Genomic DNA, 24,380 nt, shown 5'->3' on the forward strand with positions numbered 1-24,380 from the left:
ACTATTCCTGCTCACCTAACTGCAACGCCACGTACAGCAATAAGCGATCATCAAAGTTTCCCAAATCCAACCCTGTCAGTTCTGAAATTCGATTCAGCCGATATTCCAACGTGTTACGGTGAATAAACAGTGCCTTAGCCGTCGCCGTCGGTTGCACATTATTGCGGAACCAACAAGCTAGGGTGCGACGCAGCAAACCGTTGCTGTCCATCGCCCGCAATTTGGCTAATGGCAGGGCCAGTTCGTTGGCTTGCCACCCGCCCCGTAAACTATCAAGCAAAACCGGTAAAACCAGATCCTGATAATAGTAACTGCGCAGCTCCGGCATTCGCTGTTTGCCCACCGCCATCGTGGTACGAGCAGTACGATAGGAACGTGCAATACTGCCGGGGCCAGTAAAAAAATTCCCCAGCGAGAGGCGCACTCGTAAGCGACCCCGCTCTGTCATGCGTGAAAGCAGTGACTCCATGCGCCGCCGGTGATCGACGGCGTCCCAGCGACCATGGCTGTTTAGCGCCGGTTTCAGCACCACCATTTCGGTCAAAGAAACAATCGCAATCAGATTGTTACGCTCTGGAGTAGTCAGTAGGGTTTGCAGCTCTTGTAATTCCGACATGGCGCTATCGACACTTAACTGGCCACTGTCGACATCCACCACAGCCACAACGCGAGGTTCGTTGATATCGACCCCAAGGCGCTGCGCCCATTCAATCAGCGCCGGTGATATCTCTTCAGTACGTATTAGGTTTAATACCAGCTCTTCGCGCAAGCGGCTATCCTGCGCCAGCAGGTGCACCAAACGCGCCTGCTCCATCATCATTTCTGCCGCCATGCACACCAGTTCACCATATTGGCGGAGTTGGCCCGGATTTCCAGTTAGGCCAATCACACCAACAATCTCCCCCTCAAGGCGTAATGGTAGGTTGATTCCGGGCTTTACCCCGTGCAATTGACGTGCGACAGCCTCATCAATGTCGACAATTCGGCCATGAGATAGCGACAGCAGCGCCCCCTCATGTAGCTCTCCGAGGCGTTCTTCATCGCCGCTACCAATAATCCGCCCTTTGCCATCCATCACATTAATGTTGGTATCAATGATCTTCATGGTACGGGTAACAATATCCTGGGCTAGCCGGGGGTCAAGATTATAGACACTCATGCGTGAGACCTCAGTTTAGGCTAATGCACCAGCATATGTGGTCTGTGGTGGGATTACATTGGACAACTGCCTAATTTTAAAGCTGAAGAGAGAGAGTTGAGGTAAAGCTCACAAAAATAACAAAATAGGATGGGAATAGCGGAGAAAAGAGTGATAACTCACGGGCTTCATTGACTAAAAAATCAGGGCCAGCGAATGTCAGCCCTGATGGAGAAATGACGATTATAGATAAAAACTATGATTGACCAGCCGCTATACCAATGGCCAATGTGGCAGCAATATTGCGCGCCGTCATGAACACATTGCCTGCAGCATTATCCAGCGCCTGTTCTAAGGTGCAGATGCTGTAAATCACACTAAATACCGCATCCAAACCATGTTCATACACCACATCCGCATCGGCCGTCAGGCTACCTGCAATGCCAATCACTGGTTTGTTATAGCGTTTGGCTACTCTGGCAACACCGATAGGCACTTTGCCGTGAATGGTTTGGCTATCAATCCGCCCTTCACCCGTAATCACAAAAGTGGCATCACGGACTAATGCATCCAGGCCCAGTGCATCAGTTACAATATCAATCCCAGGGCTTAAGGTTGCACCACAAAAAGCCAGTAGTGCTGCGCCTAACCCCCCCGCAGCTCCGGCACCTTCGACCTGATCAACATCGATATCCAGATGGCGTTTAATGACACTGGCGTAATGCAGCAATCCTTCATCCAGTTGGGTCACCATCTCCGGAGTTGCCCCTTTCTGCCGCCCGAAAATGGCCGAAGCACCTTCGCTACCGGTCAGTGGATTAGTGACATCACAGGCAACGTCGATTTGGCACTGTTTAATACGAGGATCTAACCCGGAAATATCAATTGAATCCAGTTCAGGCAGCTTCCCACCGCCAAAACCAATCTGCTTGCTGTGTTTATCTAATAATTTGACGCCCAGTGCCTGTACCATCCCCGCGCCACCATCATTGGTCGCGCTGCCACCGATACCGATAATGATATGTTTCACGCCCTGATCCAGCGCATGACAAATCAGTTCACCCGTGCCAAAAGAGGTGGTTTTCAGCGGGTTACGTAATTCAGGAGGGACTAATTCGAGTCCACTGGCTGCCGCCATTTCAATAAATGCAGATTTTTCATCACCGGAAATCCCGTAAAAGGCGTCGACTTCCTCCCCTAGCGGGCCGGTCACATTAACCTTAATAATTCGCCCGGCGGTGGCGGCAACCATGGCTTCTACTGTGCCTTCGCCACCATCAGCAACTGGCAATTTGATATATTGCGCATCAGGAAACTGGGTACGAAAACCCGCTTCAATCTGCACCGCAACGTCCAACGCGGATAAACTTTCTTTATAAGAGTCCGGAGCGATGACTATTTTCATAAATGGTTTAATCTCATGAGCTATCCGATGCCACAAGGGCACCGGCACCACTGATTAACGTGTCACTTCAACTTTAGCCAATGTCTCGTAATAGCAGGCCAATGCGCTGTGATCTGCGTTGCCCAATCCATCGGCTTTCAGTGCTTGCATCATCTCCATAACGGCGGCAGTTAGGGGCAGTTGTGCACCAACACCGTGCGAAGTATCCAAGGCATTAGCCAAGTCTTTGATATGCAAATCAATGCGAAAACCCGGTTTGAAGTTGCGATCCATCACCATCGGCGCTTTAGCTTCCAGCACGGTACTGCCTGCCAAACCACCACGGATAGCTTGGAAAACCAGATCTGGGTTCACACCCGCTTTGGTCGCGAGTACCAAGGCTTCAGACATCGCGGCAATATTCAGTGCTACCACCACTTGGTTTGCCAGTTTTGTCACATTACCCGCGCCGATATCACCGGTGTGCACCACCGAACCACCCATGGCTTTCATCACGTCATAACATTTATCGAAGACCGCTTTATCGCCACCTACCATCACAGACAAAGTGCCATCAATAGCTTTAGGTTCCCCCCCACTGACCGGCGCATCCAACATCGCAACCTGCTTTTCTGCTAGCGCTTCGCTGATTTCGCGACTAACCAATGGCGCAATAGAACTCATGTCAATCAGCACCGTGCCGGGCTTCGCACCCTCAATCACGCCATTCTCACCCAGCACCACCTCTTTCACATGCGGTGAATTCGGCAACATAGTAATAATAATATCGCACTCGGCTGCCAGCGCTTTTGGCGTTGTCGCTGTGCTGGCACCGGCACTGAGTAGTTCATCCAATACCGCACTATTTCGATCAAGGACAGTTAATGAGTAGCCTGCCTTCAGCAGATTTTTACTCATTGGTTTTCCCATAATCCCTAAACCAATAAAGCCGATTTTCATTTGTCACTCCTCAATTAAGTCGCCGGGCCGCCAATGCGGCGGTACTCAATGGCTAAAACAGATTGATCGCTATTTTTTAAATTTGTCGCACAAGGCTTGGGTCGCATTACGGAAGACGCCCAAATCACTGCCGACCGCCACAAAGGTTGCCCCCCATTCCAGATAACGACGAGCATCCGCTTCTACTGGGGCCAGAATGCCACTGGGCTTCCCTTGCGCTTTAGCGCGTTCGAATATATGGCGAATCACTTTTTGGACTTCAGGATGATTCGGCTGCCCCAAGTAACCCAGTGCAGCGGAGAGGTCACCCGGCCCGACAAAAATGCCATCCACACCATCGACAGCAGCGATAGCATCTAAATTATCAACGCCTTGTTGACTTTCGATCTGTACCAGCACGGTGATGTTGTCGTTAATGGTGGCGAAGTAATCTGGCACTGTGCCGTAATTATTGCCGCGATGAGACACGGATACACCGCGAATACCTGCCGGTGGATAACGGGTTGAGGCAACCGCACGAATGGCTTCCTCTTCACTTTCGACAAAAGGAATCAGAAAGTTGTAGAACCCGATATCCAGTAATCGTTTGATAATGATGGGTTCATTGCAGGGTGCACGCACAACTGGCGCACTATTGCTGCCTTTCAGCGCCATTAACTGCGGAATAAATGTCGTGACGTCGTTCGGGGCATGTTCACCATCCAACACCAACCAGTCGAAGCCCGCCAGACCTAATACTTCGGCTGAAATATGATTTGCCAGCGCACTCCAGCAGCCAATCAAGGTTTGCCCTTGTTGTAGGTTGCGGCGGAACTGATTAGGATAATTTTGGAGACTCATTTTCAATCCTTATTCTACGATTCACGATAGTCATTATAGAAACCGCGTTCCAATAAACCATCGGGCAAAAGAACAGGAATAATGAGTTATTAATTCATCGTTATAGGCAGATGCACAATAAAATGCGCCCTGCTTCACAGACTGCGTCATGCTGTCAATGGCATCACGCACTCAACAGACTGGAGGCGCAAAATAGGAATGACAAAGAGTTCACAAAATCTCGCGGCAGTAGTGATAAGGTACTCAGTCCGCAGGTAGAGAGTGCTGGTGTGTTTTTCGCTATTTGCGCAATTGGCTGTGGTCAACCACACTTGCCAGATAAGATGTTGGAGGAGAGCAACGTGCAACGTGAACAAGTTTTAAGCAGTGCACTCAATCTGTTAGAGCAGCAAGGGCTAGCCAATACTACGTTGGAGATGCTGGCAGAAGAAGTCTCAGCTGAAGTCAGTGATCTGACCCGATTTTGGCCTGATCGCGAGGCATTATTGTATGATTGCCTACGCTACCATGGTCAGCAGATTGATACTTGGCGGCGCCAATTGCAGTTGGACGAGACATTATCGCCAAAACAAAAGTTACTTGCGCGTTACCAAACACTGAGTGAACAAGTAAAAAATCAGCGCTACCCTGGTTGTCTGTTTATTGCCGCGTGCAGCTTCTACCCTGATGACGATCACCCCATTCACCAGTTAGCGGAACAGCAGAAACAAGCGTCGTTGCACTATACTCAGGAACTGTTGCAAGAGATGGATGCTGATGATGCCAGCATGGTCGCACAACAAATGGAGCTGATATTAGAGGGGTGCCTAAGCAAACTGCTGGTTAAACGTCAATGGCAAGATGTCGACGTTGCCAAGCGTCTCGCTGAAGACGTTTTAGACGTTGCACAATGCCGTAAAAATGGAGCACTCAGCTAAAGCTGGGGAACCACGTTTTGCAGGGATTTTTTCTTTTTTTGTCTGAAAAGAGAGCGATCAACACTGTTTTCGTGGTTTTAAGTTATAAATCCGTTGACGATCAGCAGCCAATACGGTTTAATGCGCCCCGTTGCCCGGATAGCTCAGTCGGTAGAGCAGGGGATTGAAAATCCCCGTGTCCTTGGTTCGATTCCGAGTCCGGGCACCACTATTCTATAAATGGACGTCGATTGACGTCCGTTTTTACATTTAAAACCCTGCAGTGCCAGCTATCATCCCCTACTCCATACCAACTGATTTCAACCTGATTCCACCTACATAAAGTGACACCTATGGGCACAAATGCGGGTCAGCAAAAACCGAAGATAACCCTTACAAACTGACCGACAGCGATGGCATGTATTTGCTGGTTAATCCCTATGGGGCAAAATATTGGCGGCTACGTTATCGCTATCTCGGTAAAGAAAATACCTTAGCATTGGGCGTCTACCCTGCCCCCTCCCTTTCAGAGGCTAGGGTCAAACACGACGCCGCACGCAAATTGATTGCCGGGGGCTCCGCCCCCAGTGAGGTTAAGTGCGCGAAAAGTTTTACCTGATACCACTCAAACATTCGAAGCTATTGCCCGGCACTGGCATGCCGCTAATAAGCAATGGTCTGAGCAACACAGCGAAAAGGTGTTCAAAAACCTGGAAATGTATCAATTTCCTGTGAACAGTACTCACAATATCGCCTCACTCAGGACACCCGACCTGCCCTTGAGCTTAATCGTATCCCAGAGCTGCTGGCGCGTATTGAGGACTATAAAGGTCAATCTCATACTCACCTGCGCGTGAGCAATAAACAGCGGCAGACCTGTTGGATATTTGCACAGGCCTTCTTTAGTTTCACCGCGACTTTTTGTCGTTGTTCATTTCCATAGCGAAGAAAGCCGAAACCTTTTCTAATAAGTCATTGTCGCTCAGCAACTGCCATACCCGCTTTTCAAGTTCTTGTATCCGCCGTTGTTCCGGTGTTATAGCACTGGCTATAGGTGTGTTTCCGCGGATCTCTCCTCGATACTATCATAGCCAGTGAGCTGGGCATTATTGAGCTGCATCTGACCGATGGTTAAGGTCGCACGGTTAGCTTTGATATAATGACAGCTATAAGTAGATAGTATATTCTAATGGACTTTCAAATAATGGCCTTTCAAATAATGGCCTTTCAAATAATGGCCTTTCAAAATTCGAATCCAATAATCCATGGTTTCAGTAAAACTTAACAATGGACAGACATTCATTTCTGACCTCGGTACCTCGCTGTTGGACAGCGCCAAAGTAGCGGGCATTACCTTGGAATACAGCTGTCGCACGGGTCGTTGCGGCGTGTGTAAAGCCACCGTACTTAGCGGTGATACTGAAGCTCTCAGGGAAGAAACGTCACTGACTACCGAGGAAGTTGCAGCCGGAATAATTCTTACCTGCTGCCGCCATGCCATAAGCGATGTCGAGATTGATGCCGAAGACATTGGCGCTCTGGGCGACATCGAGGTCAAAACTCTCCCTTGCCGCATAGACACGATCACCCGTCTGACCGATAACGTTGTGGAAGTGATCTTGCGAGTTCCTCCTGCCAGCAAGCTGCATTACCTTCCTGGTCAATATCTGGACGTGATCGGTAATGGCGGCCTGCGCCGCAGTTACTCCATTGCCAATGCCCCACGCACCGATGGCAAACTGGAACTGCAGATCCGCGAAGTCAAGCAAGGCGAGATGTCAAGCTACTGGTTCGGTAGCGCCAAACCGAATGACCTGCTTCGCCTTGAAGGCCCACTCGGCACCTTCTGCTTGCGAGACAAAGACGCCAGCACAATCGTGTTTCTCGCTACCGGCACTGGCATTGCGCCAGTGAAGGCGATGCTTGAGCAACTGCTAAACAACCCCGATCTGGTAGCCGACAAGAAAATTCTCATATATTGGGGCGGGCGTACCGTAGATGACATTTATTGGACTCCCCAGTTTGAGAGGCTGAACGCGGTGTTTATTCCAGTATTATCGCGAGCCAGCGCGGACTGGCAGGGGCGTACAGGCTACGTACAGAACGTCCTGCTGGATGATGGAATCGACCTCACCCAAGCTGTGGTTTACGCCTGTGGTTCGGAAAACATGATTCAGTCCGCCCGTGAAGCATTGGCTATTGCTGGGTTACCTGTCAAACACTTTTACTCCGATGCATTCGTGAGTTCGAACTAAAAAGGAACGGTTATGAAAGCGGTCATTCTGGCAGGTGGGCTCGGCACGCGTTTAAGCGAAGAGACCGGTACGCAGCCCAAGCCTATGGTTAAAATCGGCGGCAAGCCGATTCTGTGGCACATCATGAAAATGTACTCCTCCCACGGCATCAATGATTTCATTATTTGCTGTGGCTACAAGGGTTACATTATCAAGGAATACTTCGCCAACTACTTCCTGCATATGTCAGACATCACGTTCAACATGCGCGAAAACACCATGAAGATTCATGACCAGCGTGCTGAAGACTGGAATGTGACGTTGGTCGACACGGGCGAAACGTCGATGACAGGTGGTCGTCTGCGCCGTGTGGCAGACTATGTGCGTGATGATGAGGCTTTTTGCTTCACCTACGGCGATGGCGTGGGAAGCATGGACATCAGTGCTGCCGTCGCCTTCCACAAGAGCCACGGCAAAGCTGCCACACTCACTGCGACCTTTCCGCCAGGCCGCTTTGGCGCACTGGACATCAGTGAAGGCCAGGTCCTGAACTTCAAGGAAAAACCTAAAGGCGACGGCGCTATGATCAATGGCGGCTTCTTCGTGCTTTCTCCTCAGGTGCTGGATTACCTAGAAGGGGATAGTACGGTATGGGAACAGGGCCCGCTGATGAGCCTCGCCGAACAGGGCCAACTGATGGCCTTCGAGCACCAGGGCTTCTGGCAACCGATGGATACCCTGCACGACAAAAATCTGCTTGAGAAGTTGTGGCAGAGCGGTGATGCGCCATGGAAAACTTGGGACTGAGAACGATATGAAAGCTTCTGTCTCCGCTGACTTCTGGAAAGGCAAAAAGGTTTTCCTCACCGGCCATACTGGCTTCAAGGGTAGCTGGCTGGCTTTATGGCTGCAGGGCATGGGTGCTCAGGTGAAAGGCTTTGCCTTGGCACCGCCAACAACGCCTTCACTGTTCGAAGAGGCGCAGGTTGAACGGGGCATAGAGTCGCAGATAGGCGACATTCGCGACCTGCATGCCGTTACTGAGAGCATGGTTGCCTTCAATCCAGACATCCTGATTCACATGGCGGCTCAACCGCTGGTTAGGCTGTCGTACCGCGAGCCTGTCGAAACCTACTCCACCAACGTCATGGGCACCGTTCATGTGTTGGAGGCTGCGCGTAAGTGCCCCAGCCTACGTGCCATCGTGAATGTCACCACCGACAAATGTTACGAGAACCAGGAATGGGAATGGGGCTATCGCGAGAATGAGCCCATGGGTGGCCATGATCCGTACAGCAACAGTAAGGGCTGTGTGGAATTAGTCACCAGTGCTTATCGCAACTCGTTCTTCAATACCGAACGCTCCGCTGCGTTGGCCTCGGCGCGCGCCGGCAATGTCATCGGGGGAGGGGATTGGGCCGACGATCGGTTGATTCCCGACATCCTGCGTGCTGTCGAACAGAGTAAGCCCGCTGTTGTGCGTAACCCGAAGGCTACTCGCCCTTGGCAGCACGTACTTGAGCCGCTAAGCGGTTACCTTGTTCTGGCCCAGCATCTATGGGAGCATGGCCAGTTATTTGCTCAGGGTTGGAACTTCGGTCCTCGTGATGAAGACGCTCAACCTGTTGAATGGATACTCGATCACATGGTGCAGGCGTGGGGAGGGGGCGCTAGCTGGCAGCTTGACAGCGACCCGCAACCGCACGAGGCACGTTATTTAAAACTGGATATATCCAAGGCCCGCACTCACCTGAAGTGGGAGCCAACATGGAACCTGGAGACAACGCTGACTCGCATCGTCAACTGGCATCGCGCCTGGTTGCAGGGCGATGACATGCATGCCCGTTGCGTAGAAGAAATCAATAGCTATATGGCAGCCATGCCACTGACACCTAACCGATAATTAGCTTGAACAGGAAATACTATGACCTCCGATATGCTCCGTCAGGAAATCAGCCAGCTCGTTGAGCGCTACGCCCAGACTGCCTTGGCGGCTAAACCTTTTGTCGGAGGCGAAACCGTCATCCCTCCATCGGGCAAGGTAATCGGCGCGCGTGAACTGCAACTGATGGTTGAGGCCTCGCTGGACGGCTGGCTGACCACTGGTCGCTTCAACGCTGAATTCGAGAAGAAGCTCGCTGCGTTCCTGGGTGTGAACTACCTACTGACCGTGAACTCAGGTTCTTCGGCCAACTTAGTTGCGTTCAGCACCCTCACTTCACCGAAACTCGGTGATCGTGCAATCAAAAAAGGCGACGAAGTCATTGGCGTCGCTGCCGGTTTCCCGACTACCGTCAACCCGATCGTTCAGTTCGGTGCGATCCCTGTGTTCGTCGATGTTGAAATGAACACCCACAACATCAACGCAGACTTGATCGAAGCGGCCATCACGCCGAAGACCAAGGCTATAATGCTTGCTCACACCTTGGGCAACCCATTCAATCTGGGCAAGGTGAAAGCGCTGTGTGAAAAGTACAACCTATGGCTGGTCGAAGATTGTTGTGACGCGTTGGGCGCGACATACGACGGCAAGATGGTCGGCACCTTTGGCGACATCGCCACACTCAGCTTCTATCCTGCCCACCACATCACCATGGGTGAAGGCGGTGCAGTGTTTACAAACAACGCCCAACTGAGACTGATCGCTGAATCGTTCCGTGATTGGGGCCGTGACTGCTACTGCGCGCCAGGTTGTGACGACACCTGCGGCAACCGTTTCGGACAGCAGTTCGGTAGCCTGCCGCAAGGTTACGATCACAAGTATGTGTACGCGCACTTGGGCTACAACCTTAAAATCACCGATATGCAAGCTGCCTGCGGCTTGGCTCAGTTGGATAGCGCGCCGAAATTCATCGAGACCCGCAAGCGCAACTTCAAGCTGCTGAAAGAGCGTTTGTCTAGCCTCAGCGCCTTCTTGGAAATCGCCGAGCCTACGCCAAACAGTGAGCCATCCTGGTTCGGTTTCCCGGTTACCTTGAAAGAGACTGCTGGCGTCAAGCGTGTAGATTTGCTGAAGTTTCTTGATCAGAACAAGATCGGCACCCGGCTTCTTTTCGCAGGCAACCTGACTCGCCAGCCGTACTTCCATGATGTGGAATACCGCGTGGTGGGCGAGCTTACCAACACCGATCGCACCATGAACCAGACCTTCTGGCTGGGCGTGCAACCGTCGTTGGGCCAAGAGCATTTCGACTACGTTGGTGAAAAACTGGAAGAGTTCTTCGGGATCGGTTTCTAACTTATGAAAGCATCTGATGCAGTAGCAAAAGTCCTAGCGGACACCCAAGTCATCTATGGTTTTGAGCTCATCGGTGGAATGATTACCCATTTGGTGGACAGCATTAATTTGCTTGGTAAGACCAAGTTGGTCTCAATGCACCATGAGCAAGGCGCCGCCTTCGCTGCATCGGCTGTCGCACGTGCGACGAATCACAATGTGATGGGCGTGGCATTAGGCACTAGTGGCCCTGGTGCCACGAACCTGATCACGGGAATTGCCGATTGCTGGCTGGACAGCCATCCGTGTCTATTCCTGACCGGCCAAGTCAATACGCATGAGCTCAAAGGGGAACGGGCCATACGTCAACAAGGTTTTCAAGAGCTTGATAGCGTCGCGTTGGTGAGTAGTATCACCAAGTATGCTCATCAAGTCAGGCACGTTGATGAACTGATTCCCTGCTTGCTCAAAGCGATTACCATCGCTCGAGCAGGTCGCCCAGGCCCTGTGTTGCTGGACATCCCCATGGACATCCAGCGAGCCGAGGTGGACGAGGCGGTATTGGATGAATTATTAAGCGTCTGGGCCTACGAGTCTTCGTTAGCCCCGGCGCAAAGCGCCTCGTACGGCGATGTATGGGCATTGTTGGAAAAAGCGCAGAAACCAGTGTTCCTTATTGGTGGCGGCGCAGTAAATATGCCAGGGTTCAGCCAATGGTTGAGTGAGGTCAGTAAACTGGGCATTCCTCACGTTGCAAGCCTTAAGGGCGCCGAGAAACTACCCGCCAGCGAGCATTACCTTGGAATGCTGGGGGCCTATGGCACCCGAGCGGCTAATTATGCAGTGCAGAACTGCGACCTGCTGATCGTGTTCGGCAGCCGCATGGATGTGCGCCAAACCGGCGCAAAGACGGAAACCTTCGCGCGCAATGCGCACATCGTGCAGTTCGATCTGGATGCTGCCCAGTTGGATAACAGGGTAAAGGCGCAACAGTCAATCAACGCCAACCTTGAGGCGGTATTTGCCTCGTTCGTCACCCATGCTCCAAACCTTCGATCCGTTCCCTCTGCTTGGCAAGCGCACCTAGCGCAGGTGTTCGAGCAGTCGTTCAAGGACGAGTACACGGACTGGAGTATCAGCCCTTTCGAATTGTTCAGTACCTTCAACGAACTGGCTGAAGGTCAAGCGCTAGATTACGTCGTCGATGTGGGCAACAATCAGATGTGGGCCGCGCACACCTTGCGCCTAGGCTCTCATCAGGCCATGCACCATTCCGGTGGGTTGGGTACGATGGGCTTTGCCATTCCCACTGCGGTGGGCGCCTGCATCGCTGGCGGTAAGCCAGTAGTGGTGATTACTGGCGATGGTGGCGCCCAACTGAATATTCAGGAGCTGGATATCATCGCCCGTGAACGTCTCCCCATCCTCACCGTGGTATTGAACAACCACTCCTTGGGTATGGTGCGTGGCTTTCAGGAAATGTACTTCGAGGGTCGTAACTCCTCAACTTACTGGGATGGCTACACATCACAGTTCCAGGCACTGGGTGCTGCCTACGGCATCGATTCGCGGAGCTTGAACGACCTGGAAACCCTCAAGGTTGCGGTCGCTGAGTTCTTGGCGAATGGAAAGCCGATGCTGATTGAGGTGTTGATGCCAGATGCACGGGAATGCCGACCGCGTCTTGAGTTCGGCCGCCCCATCAACGAACAATCGCCGTTACTGGAACTGGGTCAATGAGACTTGCCATCCTAGGGGCGAACAGCCATATCGCCAAGGACCTGATAGCCAGCATCCAGTCTACGACTTACCAGTGCACCCTGTTCGTCCGAGCACCCAACGCGTTGGATGCCGAGCTTCAAGAGACTGCGGTGCGCAAGGGGTTTGCCGTCGCCACCTACGCCAGCTTCGATGATCGCTGCCAGTTCGATGCGATCATCAACTTCGTTGGCGTAGGCGACCCAGCCAGAGCATTACAAATGGGTCAAGCCATATTTACCGTCACCGAACACTATGACAATCTTGCCCTGGCCTATCTGCGCAGCCACCCCGAGTGCAAATACATCTATCTCAGTAGCGGCGCTGCCTATGGCTCCAATTTTACAGCCCCGATCACCGAGACCTCGACTGCAGTTTTTCCAATCAATGCCCTGTTGCCGCAGCATTGGTATGGCGCTGCCAAATTCCAGACCGAGTGTCGCCATCGAGCGCTGCCGGATGCGGCTATCGTCGATGTTCGTGTATTCAGCTACTTCAGTCATCGTCAGGCGCGCGAGGCACGGTTCTTCCTTAGCGATATCCTAAGGGCACTGCATGCTGGGACGGTTCTGGAAGTTTCACCAGACGACATGCTGCGGGACTACCTTACTCCTGCTGACTTCATGCAGTTAATCGACCGAATACTGCAGGCTCCAGCATGCAACAGTGCCGTGGACTGTTACAGCCTCGCGCCCGTAGGAAAATTTGAGTTGCTCGCAGCTTTGGGCGAGCAGTTCGGCCTGAACTTTACGATTGTAGGTGAGCAGCCCCAGGTGAATGCCACAGGCCAAAAGACTCATTATTATTCGTACAATCGCAAGGCCGAGCAATTGTTCGGCTATGTACCCGCCGATTCTTCGCTGAGCGGCGTGATGCATGAGATCAAGCAGGCGCGGCATGCAGAAGACTGAAAAAGTACGGACACGAATTCGCGCGTTTCTAAAGATAAAGCTGGTCCGTTTTTTGTTGGTGGGTGTGATGAATGCGGTATTCGGCTACGGCTGTTTTGCTGGTTTTCTCTACCTCGGTCTGCATTACAGCATGGCTCTGCTACTGGCCACAATCCTCGGCGTTTTGTTCAACTTTAAAAGCATCGGTACCTTGGTGTTTGGTTCGAAAAAAAATAGACTCATCTTCCGTTTCGTAGCCGGGTATACCGTTGTCTACGGTGCCAACGTGGCAGGTATTGCTGCGCTTACATTACTGGGCGCGACCCCCTATTTAGCTGGCATCGCATTAATTGTGCCGATGGCTCTACTCTCATTTGTCATTAACAACAGGTATATATTCAATCATGCGTAAACTCATCAGCATAGTGACACCTTGCTACAATGAAGAAGCCAATATTGATGAACTTTACCAGCGCATCATCAACGTTATGGCGCGCCTTGACTACGATTACGAACATATCTTCATCGATAACTGTTCGACTGATAACAGCCTCGTCAAGTTACGTGCATTGGCTGCCCAAGACAAGCGGGTAAAGCTCATCTTGAACGCGCGAAATTTCGGCCATATCCGCTCGCCGTACTATGCTTTGCTTCAGGCTCGGGGTGATGCCGCAGTATTGATTGCCTCTGACTTGCAAGACCCGCCCGAAATGATCGAAGAGTTCGTGAAAAAGTGGGAGGAGGGTTTCAAGACAGTTATGGCGGTGAAACCGGAAAGCGAAGAGTCGCGCCTAATGTTCATCGCTCGCCGTATCTACTATCGCTTCGTCACGCGAATCTCCGAAGTACCGTTGGTGCAGAACGCCACGGGGGCTGGTCTATTCGACCGGGCTGTTCTAGACATACTGAAGAAGATTGACGACCCTTACCCGTATTTCCGTGGTCTGCTGTGTGAGATAGGCTTCCCGATCGCGACCGTGCCATTCAAGCAGCCGCGGCGCATGCGCGGCATAACCAAGAACAATTTCTATACGTTGTATGACATTGCTATGCTTGGCATTACCAATCACTCCAAAGTGCCGCTACGGCTGATGGTGATAGGCGGCGCACTGCTCGCAGGGTTCAGCCTGTTAGCCGCATTTGGGTTCTTGATCGCGAAGTTGGCATTCTGGGACTCCTTCCAGATGGGTATTGCGCCGTTGCTCATTTCTCTGTTCTTTTTCAGCTCGGTACAGATCCTGTTCTTGGGGATGCTTGGGGAGTACTTGGGCTCGGTTCACACTAAAATCCGCAATATGCCGTTAGTCATCGAAAGCGAACGCGTGAATTTTGACTAACCGCGCTGGGGAATGCATTGAAATCTATAATTAAACCAATTACATATAGTGATACTAAAATGAGCGCTTATCCAACATGGCGGATGACGTTTGCCGCCGACTGGAAGCTGATAATCATCGGGGCGATTGCGACTTTCTTCCTCGCAAGCATTTTCATGAGCGGCCTACCCGACGGCTTGATGCCCAACCTGACAACCCCCTATGCCTATACGCGTGATGGATTGTTCCATGCTTGGATGGCGCAAAGAGTCACGGAAGGCTGGCTATTCGATAACGTCCGAAGTGGTTATCCATTCGGTTCAAGCTTCCTAGATTTCCCAGGTTCAGATTCGGGCGCTCACTTATTGATCAAAGCATTCGCTCTGATAAGTGGAGGCTGGGTGGGTGGAGTGAATCTATTCTTTTTATTTGGATTTGCTTCCTGCTTCGTTGCAACTTACGTGACCGCTCGGGCTTTCTCTCTGAATCGCAGTTTTGCTGTGGCGATGAGCGTCCTTTACACGTTTGTCCCCTTCCACTTCCTTCGGTTAGAGCATCTTTTTTACACTTGGTATTTTGTCGCCCCGCTGTTTTTCTATCTGGCATTGGATATCTATCTGACCCGCGGGCCAACCTATTACACGGGACTTAAATCGACGCTTCGCAAACTCGTAGCGTCCGCTGCCGGCATGCTGGTTCTCGCCTCTTTCGGAGTGTATTACGCTTTGTTCGGGGTGATTATTCTCGCCACAGCCGGTGTCATGAGCGCTATCAAATCTCGAAGCTCCCACGGTGCGAAAAAAGCGGCGCTACTCATCAGTGCAACCATTTTGGGTGTGATGTTAAACCTCGCGCCTAACGTGCTAGGGACTCATAAGGTCGGTCCTAATCCGGAGGTGGCTCAGCGTTCAATTATCGAATCTGAAATGTATGGGCTGAAGATGATGCAGTTGTTGATGCCGCGGATAGACCACCGGATTTCGCAATTTAGGCAGGTCGCCCAGAAGTATCAACATAACCCTTTAACCAACGAAAATGCAACTTCTTCGCTGGGTATCATCGGTGCTGCGGGTTTTATGATGGCGTTGCTTTACCTAATCTTCATCCCCGCACGGACGGGATCCGATGATAGGCTTCGCCTTCTGGCGGTCACAACATTTGTGCTGTTCCTGTTTGCAACTGTAGGCGGCTTAGGTTCGCTATTTGCCATGGTCGTATCCCCGTTGATAAGAGGTTGGAACAGAGACAGCATTTTCATCGCTTGCGGCGCCCTGCTTTTCTTCTTCATTTCGCTCCAGCTTTTATTGCAGAAGAAAGCGCCTCGGCTTGCCAATCAGTCAGTAGCCATTGCAGCCATTGCAGTCGTGCTGTTGTTCATAGGCTTGTACGACCAGACCAAGTCCGTCTGCAAAAACTGTAATGCGGCCGTTAAGGCCTCGTTCGATAACGACAGAGACTTTATCCACGCTATCGAAAAAACGCTCCCTGCGGGGGGGGCGGTTTATCAGTTGCCTTACATAGGCTTTCCTGAAACACCGAGAATGCACCGCTTGTACAGTTACCAAATGATGGCTGGCGTGCTGCATTCGAAAGCCCTGCATTGGAGCTACGGCGGTATGAAGGGGCGGCCAGGGGATTTGTTCTATCGTGCGTTGGGACAAGAACCAATATCGCATCAGATTGAGGTCATCCGCAGGCTCGGCTTCGATGGAATTTATATCGATCGTCGTGGCTATGCAGACAACGGCGAAGCGATTATTCAAGAATTATCTCAGTTGCTCCAGCAACCACCGTTGCTTCAGAGTGACAACAAAGAATTGGTGTTCTATAAGCTGGATAACAGCGCGCATCCAGACTTGGCAAGTCTGACAGCAAAGCAAATTCAGCAAAAGGCAGGGTACATTGCAGACGCTCTAGGCCCACGCTACAGCTCTGACCTGATAAGCGGGATGGACTTCACACGGACTGGCTTTCCTGACTTTATAGATGACGCCCAAGGTCTGTATGGGCTCGAGCCATGGGGACGCTGGTCATCCCAACAAGCCGTCTTCAAATTTACTGACCCACTGCCGCAGAAATTCTCTCTTATACTGAATGCTCGGGCTTTTGGCGCGAAGGATCATGAACCGACTCTTGTCAGGATAGGTAGCCATGAATACAGTATTCCGCTCACCGCAGGTGTCTCTGAAATCCGTCTGGATGTTGACCTCGCAGGCGAGAGCGCCAATAGCATCACCTTCATCCCCCCCAAACCTGTATCGCCTATGCAGCTTACCGGAAGCTCGGATACTCGGATTCTTGGCGTAGGTTTCGTATCAATGCGAATAATCCCATGACAAAGTCGATCTGACGAATGAATCGGTATTATTGAGTGTTAGCCAGGAAAGCCCTAATCAACCTGCCACGCCAGCGTGGTAGGTTGTAAAACTTCATTACATTCAGCGTGGTGGCCGCTGCGCCCGGTGTGATTCGGTTGCAATGGTGGGAAGGGAGAGTTTTTAGGGCATAAAAGTAAAAATCCCGGCCAGTTGGCCGGAAGCTTATATAGCTATATTGCGTTTAACTATAAATAAATCAATATCTATCTCAGCCCCGACCTTGCTTATAAAAGCTAGTTTTTCCGTATTAAAATGCATTCCTGGTTTTTCACCATTTTCTATTTTAACTACAAGTGAAAAAATAAAGTTCACGTCATATTTACTTTTAATGGATTGTAACTGACTTTCTTTACCATTAAGCAATGTAATGATTTTATCTAATTGATCATTAATATCATAAGATACTTCATCACCCGTAGATAATTTCCAAGCAGTTTCAATGCTTGGCCTTTTCTTGCCATCAGGAATACTTCCCTTGATTTTTACCTCATTGGGCTGAAGGCATAGTTCTCGGGTAATATCATCAACATCAAAAGAGTCACCATAAATAGAGAAATATGCCATTACTGTTGTTTTATCCATAATAATGTCCTATTTAATGTACTCACCTGTAGATATACCTTCACCCTTGCCACTTTTCTTAAAGATCCAAAGTTGCCCCGAGTCTCTCTCTACATAGATATCATAATTGGAGTTTTTACCATCACCCAAAAAAATCTTCCTTCAAGACATGAGCATCTACGCCATTATTTTTTAAATACTTATCATCTGCCATTTTTATATTAGATGACTTTTCTGCCCCATTATCATAACCATCACTTGTCATATGATTTGATGAGTTGGACTAAAACAGTATTGCGAATGATTTTCATCTAGAGGAGCGATAACATGTCTTTAAAGGGTAAAGTGGCACTGGTAACCGGGGCCGGACAAGCACCGTTAATCGATGAAGGTTTGGTGTTCAGATAACTCAGGCTGCATCAGGCCGCTATAAAAGCCAGCCATTGGCTGGTTTTTACTTTTATCTGCGGGCCTTTTATGGTTAAAAAATGTTCAACAGTAATGCGACTATCTGCTAAGTTATTATTTCACGCCTAATGGAAGGAGCATGCAGATGTCCCGTCTTACCGCGAAAGATTTCGCCCCTGAATTGCTCGAACTCTATGACTATTATGCCCACGGAAAGATTACCAAGCGGCAATTCCTTGAACTGGCGGCAAAGTACGCCGTCGGTGGCCTGACAGCAATAACCATTTTGGGCCAACTCAGCCCAAACTACGCGCTGGCTCAACAGGTGGAGTTCACTGATCCGGACATCGTTCCTTCCTATATCACTTATCCCTCACCTAATGGGCATGGCGAAGTGCGTGGTTATTTGGTTCGCCCGGCCAAAATGACTGGCCCATTGCCTGCGGTGGTTGTCGTTCACGAAAATCGTGGATTAAACCCCTATATTGAAGACGTCGCGCGCCGTGTTGCTAAAGCGGGTTTTATTGCCCTCGCACCTGATGGACTCAGCTCTGTCGGCGGATATCCCGGTAATGATGATAAAGGGCGTGAACTGCAACAGCAGATAGATCCGACCAAGTTGATGAATGATTTTTTTGCCGCAGTAGAGTTTCTCATGGCGAGCAAAGAAACCACCGGCAAGGTCGGTATTACGGGCTTTTGTTATGGTGGTGGAGTCGCTAATGCTGCCGCTGTCGCCTACCCCGAGCTTGCCGCAGCGGTGCCTTTCTATGGTCGTCAAGCGAAGTCAGAGGATGTCCCTCGCATCAAAGCCCCGCTATTGCTGCATTATGCTGAGTTGGATACCAATATCAACGCGGGTTGGCCAGCTTACGAAGAAGCCCTTAAAGCGGCGGGTAAAACCTATGAAGCCTATATTTATCCCGGGGTTAATCATGGTTTTCATAACGATTCAACACCGCGTTATGACAAAGCTGCCGCCGATTTAGCTTGGGAGCGCACCATAGCTTGGTTCCAGCAATATTTAGCTTAAACAGGGAGTAGGCGGAGCTAACATTTACCTTATGCCGTTAGCTCGCCTTTCTGCCGCCATCAGCCATTTCAACATAATATGCAGATAATTCCGCTTAGCCGCCGATAAAACCTCATATTCGTCCCCTCTAAGAGCCTACATATCCATCGGATACAAACGATTTCCATTCTCGTTTGCTGATGCAGATCAAAATCTCTCACTTTAGCTGTTGATCGAATGATTATTATTATCATTTAATTCATTATCTACAGCGTAATGAGCGGACTATGAATATTGATCTGATACCGTACCATGCCCAACCAGGAGCGCTGCCTTTTCCCAAGCGCTGGGCGACGATGCCGTGGCGCGATAGCCGCCCCCTGCCTGCGGAGTCACTCCAAAGCCACTGGCAGTCACTGTTGCAAAAGGCACTACCTCGCAATAAGCGCTTGCTTTATTTACATATTCCATTCTGCGCAACACATTGTACTTTCTGTGGTTTCTATCAAAACCCGCTACAACCCGAAAGTACTGCGCGCTATACAGATTATTTGTTGCAAGAACTGAGTATGGAAGCCGATAGCCCACTATTGCAAGGCGGCCCTATCCACGCCGTCTACTTCGGGGGCGGCACACCCAGCGCTCTGTCTGCACAACAATTACACCGAATTATCAGCCAGTTACGTAAGTCCTTACCGCTTGCACCTGATTGTGAAATCACCGTTGAAGGACGAATTTTTAATTTTGACGATGAGCGGATTGATGCCTGTCTGGAAGCGGGCGCTAACCGTTTCTCTGTTGGCATTCAGACCTTTAATACCCGAATTCGCCAACGCATGGGCCGCAAGGCAGATCGTGATCAGGCCATCCGTTTTCTGGCCAATTTGGCAAGCCGTGATCGCGCCGCCGTGGTATGTGATTTGATGTTTGGCCTACCTCACCAAACCCCGGAAACCTGGCAAGAAGATCTGACTATCGTGCGCCAATTGCCGTTGGATGGTGTTGACTTATATGCCCTCAATCTATTGCCAACCACTCCTCTGGCCAAATCGGTGGAAAACAATCGGGTAGAGCTGCCGACACTCACCCAACAATGTGACTTTTACTGTAGCGGTGCTGATAGCCTCGCGCAGGCAGGCTGGCACCAATTAAGTAATAGCCATTGGGCGCGCACCACCCGTGAGCGTAACCTGTATAATTTATTGATAAAACAAGGAGCTGATTGCCTTGCTTTAGGCAGCGGTGCTGGGGGCTCTCTGCAAGGACACGCCTACATGCAGCACCGCAGTTTGGATAACTATTACCAATTAATCGATAGTGGGCAAAAACCACTGATGATGATGACACAAGCCAGTGGGGAGCACCCGTGGCGAGCCAAATTACAAAGTGGTATTGAAGTGGGCCGCTTAGATCTGAGCGAGTTAGTGGTGAATCCAAATCCTTTACTGCCCCTGATCGCGCAATGGCACCAGTCTCATCTTCTGAAAGATAACAGTTTTTGTCTCCGCCTCACTGACTGTGGGCGCTTTTGGGCCAGCAATATGATGCAGGCTCTGCAACAGCTTATCCCTTCACTTATTACAGCGGAAAGCCACTCATGAATACTCAATCATCGAATAAAACATTGCCACTCACCGAATTCCTTGCCACTCAACCGGACGGCACCCTAGAGCAAATTGCACAGGATTATCAGGTCAGTCCGCTGGAGGTTGTGCGCGCCTTGCCGGAACGGGTATTAGTGAGTGCAGACCAATTTGACAGAGTATGGGACAACATGACGGAGTGGGGAGAGGTCACCACATTAGTGCATACCACCGATATCATTTTGGAGCACAAAGGCCCCTTACCGAGTGGTTTTCACCGCCATGGCTATTTTAATTTGCGCGATAAACAAGGTCTTAGTGGGCATATTAGAGCACAGAATTGCCAAGCAATTGCCCTGCTGGAACGTCCGTTTATGGGGATGGCAACCGCCTCGGTACAGTTTTTTAATCAGCAAGGCGACATCATGCTAAAAGTGTATGTTGGCCGTGATGAACACCGTCAATTACGTGCTGATGGTCTTGCTGCTTTCCATCAGTTAGCACACCAGCTTCGGACAGAACAACAAGCCATCTCAGAAACGACTGAGGAAACCCCATGAAACCGTGGTTGATCTTTGGTGCTGGTCACGGTGTGGGAGCGCATTTGCTTGATTTGGCTAATCAACATGCCAATGCGGCATTAAATCCGCGCCCTGTTACCCTGTTGATACGCAACCCACAGCACGCAGAAGCACTGCGTAATCAGGGACTAACCGTCGTCTGTGGTGATGCCTGTGATCCGGGCTGCGTGCTCGAAGCTTGCCAATTAGCAGGCCCGGAAGCCGCTATTATTTCGACATTAGGTAGCCGCAGCGCCGACTACCAAGGCAACCGCGTGATCATTGATACTGCCGAGAAACTGGGCCTGAAGCGCATGCTTTTAGTCACATCGATTGGTTGTGGTGATAGCTGGCCAACACTCTCCCCTGCGGCCCGCGCCGCTTTTGGTCAGGCAGTGCGCGAGAAATCACTGGCCGAGAGTTGGTTACAAACCAGTACTCTGATTTATACCGTGATTCGGCCCGGAGGACTGCTGGACAAACCCGCAACTGACAAGGCCATACGTCTACAAACCGAAGCTCACGGCATGGTGACGCGCGAAGATGTAGCACGCCACCTCAGCCAGATGATTGAGGATCCAGCAACATATCACCAAATTTATGCGCTCATCGAGCCTGGATTAGCCCGTTAAGTAAAAGCAAGTTAACAATAAATATGTCTTGATGTAACATTGAGTCATGATTGATAATGCTTATCATATTGATAGTGGTTATCATTACCTTGTTGGTTATATGGATAAACAGTTGACTAAAACGCCAATATTGAACGACGAGCCTGCTGTCGACTCCCCGACGGCAAGCAAACCCTTGTCTGTCACCAGCGAACAGCTGCTGAGAGGGCATGGTGTGGCCTTTATCGTCCATCAGGGCGAGTGCTATCAACTGCGTCAAACCAAGGCCGGAAAACTGATACTGACTAAATAATATGCATCATTTATCTAGCGTCGCGAGGTTGCTGCAATGCCGTAGCCGCAAGACAAAAGAGATGATGCTCAATGCAAGCCACCCAGATTCTCGAATCAAGGCAGCCAGCAACCTATCTATTTGTTTGCATATTAATTATTTGCATAGAAAAAATATGGAGAATTGCCGACATGCCTCGTTCCACTTCCGACCGTTTCCGCTGGTCCCCACTCAGTTTGGCAATTGCCTGCGCCCTGCCTCTTGCTGTGCAAGCTGCTGATACCACCACCTCAACCAGTAGCAAAAAACACACCAGCGACACCATGGTGGTCACTGCGACAGGTAATGAGCGCAGTAGCTTTGAAGCACCGATGATGGTGACGGTGGTCGAGGCAAGCTCACCGACCAGTGAAACAGCCACGACTGCGGTAGACATGCTGCGTAAAATTCCAGGACTGACCGTCACCGGTAGCGGGCGCGTCAATGGTCAGGATGTGACACTGCGCGGCTATGGTAAGCAAGGAGTCCTCACCTTGGTTGATGGCATTCGTCAAGGCACGGATACTGGCCACTTAAACTCTACCTTCCTCGATCCCGCGCTGGTGAAACGCGTTGAAGTTGTACGTGGCCCCTCAGCCCTACTTTATGGTAGCGGTGCATTGGGTGGGGTGATTTCTTATGAAACAGTGGATGCGGCGGATTTGTTATCACCGGGTCAAAATAGTGGTTATCGCGTATACAGTTCCGCGGCAACTGGCGATCACAGCTTCGGTTTAGGTGCGAGCGCATTTGGCCGTACCGATGATGTTGATGGCGTACTCTCCTTTGGGACTCGTGACATCGGCAACATCCGCCAAAGCGATGGTTTTAGTGCACCAAATGATGAAACCATCAGCAATGTGCTGGCAAAAGGGACATGGCGTATTGATCAGGCTCAGTCGTTGAGCGCTAACCTGCGCTATTACAACAACAGCGCAATAGAGCCAAAGAACCCACAAGCCAGTGCAGCTTCTAGCACCAATGTGCTGACCAACCGCTCAACCATCCAGCGTGATGCCCAACTCAGCTACAACATTAAACCGCTCGACCAAGAGTGGTTGAATGCCACTGCGCAAGTTTATTATTCCGAAGTACAAATCAATGCGCGTCCACAAGGAGCTATTGGCACGATTGAGGAGAAGCGCAAGCAAACAACCGAAGGCGGAAAACTGGAAAACCGCACGCGTCTGTTCACTGACAGTTTTGCCTCGCATTTGCTGACTTACGGTACAGAAGCCTATAAACAGGAACAGACACCGGGCGGAGCCACGGAAAGCTTCCCACAAGCGGACATTCGTTTCGGTTCCGGCTGGCTGCAAGATGAGATAACCCTGCGTGATCTGCCAGTGTCTATTTTAGCCGGTACTCGTTATGACAACTATCGTGGCAGCAGCGACGGTTACGCCGATGTGGATGCCGATAAGTGGTCATCACGCGGTGCGGTTAGCATTATGCCGACTGATTGGCTGATGCTGTTCGGATCCTATGCTCAAGCATTCCGCGCCCCCACCATGGGCGAGATGTATAACGATTCAAAACACTTCTCTATTCCTATCGCGCCGGGAAGAGTGCTCACCAACTATTGGGTTCCTAATCCCAATCTGAAACCGGAAACCAACGAAACTCAGGAATATGGTTTTGGTCTGCGCTTTAGCAATCTGTTGATGGCTGACGATGATTTGCAATTCAAAGCCAGCTACTTCGATACCAATGCGAAAGACTATATCGACACCAAGGTGAACATGGCTGCCATGACCACCACCTCTGTGAATATTGATAGAGCAAAAATCTGGGGTTGGGATGCCACCATGAGCTACCAGACATCCTTATTTAGCTGGGATCTGGCCTATAACCGAACCCGCGGTAAAAACCAAAGTACCAATGCATGGCTCGAATCGATTAACCCGGATACCGTCACCAGTACCCTCGATGTACCGGTTGCCAATAGTGGTTTTGCGGTTGGCTGGATTGCCACCTTCGCTGATCGTTCCCAACCGTTAAGCACTGGCAAACGTCAGGCAGGCTATGGGCTCAACGACTTTTATGTCAGCTATAAAGGTCAAGAACAGTTTAAAGGCGTGACGACCACCGTGGTACTGGGTAACGCATTTGATAAAGAGTATTACGCACCACAAGGCGTGCCACAAGATGGCCGCAACGCGAAACTCTTCGTGAGCTATCAGTGGTAACGCATTGGAAAAAGATCGTCTGAAATAACACTTCCGGTAATTCAATCTGTGGATTACCGGATTATTATTTAACGCTGTCACCTGCATATAAAAAATCAATAGAATGAGGAAGTT

22 protein-coding genes, 1 tRNA gene and 1 pseudogene are annotated in these 24,380 nt (G+C 50.6%); 18 read left to right on the forward strand and 6 right to left on the reverse strand.

All coding sequences use genetic code 11. The features are described from left to right. Position 1: 1 nt before the first annotated feature. The 4 genes from ACIOG0_RS19800 to garL all read right to left on the reverse strand — a co-directional run bounded on the left by ACIOG0_RS19800 (position 2) and on the right by garL (position 4,322). The gene (locus tag ACIOG0_RS19800) at positions 2-1,159 is read right to left on the reverse strand and encodes a CdaR family transcriptional regulator (RefSeq protein ID WP_050099732.1); all 1,158 of its coding nucleotides are present in this window, start codon (positions 1,157-1,159) and stop codon (positions 2-4) included. 235 nt (positions 1,160-1,394) lie between these two features. Further along, positions 1,395-2,543 carry a glycerate kinase gene (locus ACIOG0_RS19805; protein WP_050099730.1) on the reverse strand — a complete coding sequence of 383 codons (1,149 nt, stop codon included), beginning with the start codon at positions 2,541-2,543 and terminating at the stop codon, positions 1,395-1,397. 54 nt (positions 2,544-2,597) lie between these two features. Next, positions 2,598-3,482, reverse strand: a complete 885-nt coding sequence (gene garR, locus ACIOG0_RS19810) for a 2-hydroxy-3-oxopropionate reductase (protein WP_050099728.1) — start codon at positions 3,480-3,482, stop codon at positions 2,598-2,600. A 69-nt stretch (positions 3,483-3,551) separates the two neighbouring features. Further along, positions 3,552-4,322, reverse strand: a complete 771-nt coding sequence (gene garL / locus ACIOG0_RS19815) for a 2-dehydro-3-deoxyglucarate aldolase (RefSeq protein ID WP_050099727.1) — start codon at positions 4,320-4,322, stop codon at positions 3,552-3,554. Positions 4,323-4,663: 341 nt separating this feature from the next. On the opposite strand from garL, the gene ACIOG0_RS19820 reads away from it, so the two are divergent. The 12 genes and pseudogenes from ACIOG0_RS19820 to ACIOG0_RS19875 all read left to right on the forward strand — a co-directional run bounded on the left by ACIOG0_RS19820 (position 4,664) and on the right by ACIOG0_RS19875 (position 16,969). Next, entirely contained in the window at positions 4,664-5,239 is a 576-nt protein-coding gene (locus ACIOG0_RS19820; protein WP_050100127.1) for a transcriptional regulator, read from the forward strand. A 132-nt stretch (positions 5,240-5,371) separates the two neighbouring features. Continuing rightward, a tRNA-Phe gene (locus tag ACIOG0_RS19825) sits at positions 5,372-5,447 on the forward strand. Between the two features lie 171 nt (positions 5,448-5,618). Beyond that, a pseudogene (locus tag ACIOG0_RS19830) lies at positions 5,619-5,994 on the forward strand (tyrosine-type recombinase/integrase); the annotation flags it as partial. Between the two features lie 489 nt (positions 5,995-6,483). After that, positions 6,484-7,473 (forward strand): FAD-binding oxidoreductase, encoded by a 990-nt coding sequence (locus ACIOG0_RS19835; RefSeq protein ID WP_050099726.1) that lies wholly within the window; start codon positions 6,484-6,486, stop codon positions 7,471-7,473. Between the two features lie 12 nt (positions 7,474-7,485). Beyond that, positions 7,486-8,259 carry a glucose-1-phosphate cytidylyltransferase gene (gene rfbF / locus ACIOG0_RS19840; protein WP_050099724.1) on the forward strand — a complete coding sequence of 258 codons (774 nt, stop codon included), beginning with the start codon at positions 7,486-7,488 and terminating at the stop codon, positions 8,257-8,259. Between the two features lie 7 nt (positions 8,260-8,266). Beyond that, positions 8,267-9,355, forward strand: coding sequence for a CDP-glucose 4,6-dehydratase (rfbG, locus tag ACIOG0_RS19845; protein WP_050141169.1), 1,089 nt, complete (start codon positions 8,267-8,269; stop codon positions 9,353-9,355). A 21-nt stretch (positions 9,356-9,376) separates the two neighbouring features. Then, positions 9,377-10,690: a lipopolysaccharide biosynthesis protein RfbH gene (rfbH, locus tag ACIOG0_RS19850; protein WP_050099722.1), complete on the forward strand. Its 1,314-nt coding sequence runs from the start codon at positions 9,377-9,379 to the stop codon at positions 10,688-10,690. Between the two features lie 3 nt (positions 10,691-10,693). Beyond that, on the forward strand, positions 10,694-12,409 hold the full coding sequence (locus ACIOG0_RS19855; RefSeq protein WP_050099720.1) for a thiamine pyrophosphate-binding protein: 1,716 nt from the start codon (positions 10,694-10,696) through the stop codon (positions 12,407-12,409). Continuing rightward, entirely contained in the window at positions 12,406-13,338 is a 933-nt protein-coding gene (locus tag ACIOG0_RS19860; protein ID WP_128451790.1) for an NAD(P)-dependent oxidoreductase, read from the forward strand. Before ACIOG0_RS19855 ends, ACIOG0_RS19860 begins: the two co-directional genes overlap by 4 nt. Then, positions 13,325-13,729: a GtrA family protein gene (locus ACIOG0_RS19865; RefSeq protein ID WP_050099717.1), complete on the forward strand. Its 405-nt coding sequence runs from the start codon at positions 13,325-13,327 to the stop codon at positions 13,727-13,729. Before ACIOG0_RS19860 ends, ACIOG0_RS19865 begins: the two co-directional genes overlap by 14 nt. Beyond that, the gene (locus tag ACIOG0_RS19870) at positions 13,722-14,654 is read left to right on the forward strand and encodes a glycosyltransferase family 2 protein (protein WP_050099715.1); all 933 of its coding nucleotides are present in this window, start codon (positions 13,722-13,724) and stop codon (positions 14,652-14,654) included. The genes ACIOG0_RS19865 and ACIOG0_RS19870 overlap by 8 nt, the downstream gene beginning before the upstream one ends. Before the next feature lie 17 nt (positions 14,655-14,671). Beyond that, positions 14,672-16,969, forward strand: a complete 2,298-nt coding sequence (locus ACIOG0_RS19875) for a DUF7024 domain-containing protein (RefSeq protein ID WP_339376283.1) — start codon at positions 14,672-14,674, stop codon at positions 16,967-16,969. Positions 16,970-17,173: 204 nt separating this feature from the next. On the opposite strand, the gene ACIOG0_RS19880 is transcribed toward ACIOG0_RS19875, so the two are convergent. Beyond that, on the reverse strand, positions 17,174-17,593 hold the full coding sequence (locus tag ACIOG0_RS19880; RefSeq protein WP_128451793.1) for a DUF4279 domain-containing protein: 420 nt from the start codon (positions 17,591-17,593) through the stop codon (positions 17,174-17,176). Between the two features lie 9 nt (positions 17,594-17,602). Further along, the gene (locus tag ACIOG0_RS19885) at positions 17,603-17,722 is read right to left on the reverse strand and encodes a polymorphic toxin type 33 domain-containing protein (protein ID WP_164908404.1); all 120 of its coding nucleotides are present in this window, start codon (positions 17,720-17,722) and stop codon (positions 17,603-17,605) included. Positions 17,723-18,125: 403 nt separating this feature from the next. Between ACIOG0_RS19885 and yghX the strand changes: the two genes are divergently transcribed. The 6 genes from yghX (at position 18,126) to ACIOG0_RS19915 (ending at position 24,266) form a co-directional block, all read left to right on the forward strand. Continuing rightward, entirely contained in the window at positions 18,126-19,013 is an 888-nt protein-coding gene (yghX, locus tag ACIOG0_RS19890) for a YghX family hydrolase (RefSeq protein WP_050099712.1), read from the forward strand. A gap of 266 nt (positions 19,014-19,279) precedes the next feature. Then, a complete protein-coding gene (hutW, locus tag ACIOG0_RS19895) occupies positions 19,280-20,593 on the forward strand; it encodes a heme anaerobic degradation radical SAM methyltransferase ChuW/HutW (RefSeq protein WP_050099710.1) in 1,314 nt (437 codons plus the stop codon). Continuing rightward, a complete protein-coding gene (hutX, locus tag ACIOG0_RS19900) occupies positions 20,590-21,135 on the forward strand; it encodes a heme utilization cystosolic carrier protein HutX (RefSeq protein WP_050099708.1) in 546 nt (181 codons plus the stop codon). The genes hutW and hutX overlap by 4 nt, the downstream gene beginning before the upstream one ends. Continuing rightward, positions 21,132-21,767: an SDR family oxidoreductase gene (locus ACIOG0_RS19905; RefSeq protein ID WP_050099706.1), complete on the forward strand. Its 636-nt coding sequence runs from the start codon at positions 21,132-21,134 to the stop codon at positions 21,765-21,767. Before hutX ends, ACIOG0_RS19905 begins: the two co-directional genes overlap by 4 nt. 46 nt (positions 21,768-21,813) lie before the next feature. Then, positions 21,814-22,059: a hemin uptake protein HemP gene (gene hemP, locus ACIOG0_RS19910; RefSeq protein WP_050099704.1), complete on the forward strand. Its 246-nt coding sequence runs from the start codon at positions 21,814-21,816 to the stop codon at positions 22,057-22,059. Positions 22,060-22,229: 170 nt separating this feature from the next. Continuing rightward, positions 22,230-24,266 (forward strand): TonB-dependent hemoglobin/transferrin/lactoferrin family receptor, encoded by a 2,037-nt coding sequence (locus ACIOG0_RS19915; protein WP_050099703.1) that lies wholly within the window; start codon positions 22,230-22,232, stop codon positions 24,264-24,266. Positions 24,267-24,380 lie beyond the last annotated feature (114 nt).

It is taken from the genome of Yersinia vastinensis (assembly GCF_044905075.1).
Taxonomy (GTDB): Bacteria; Pseudomonadota; Gammaproteobacteria; order Enterobacterales; family Enterobacteriaceae; genus Yersinia; species Yersinia vastinensis.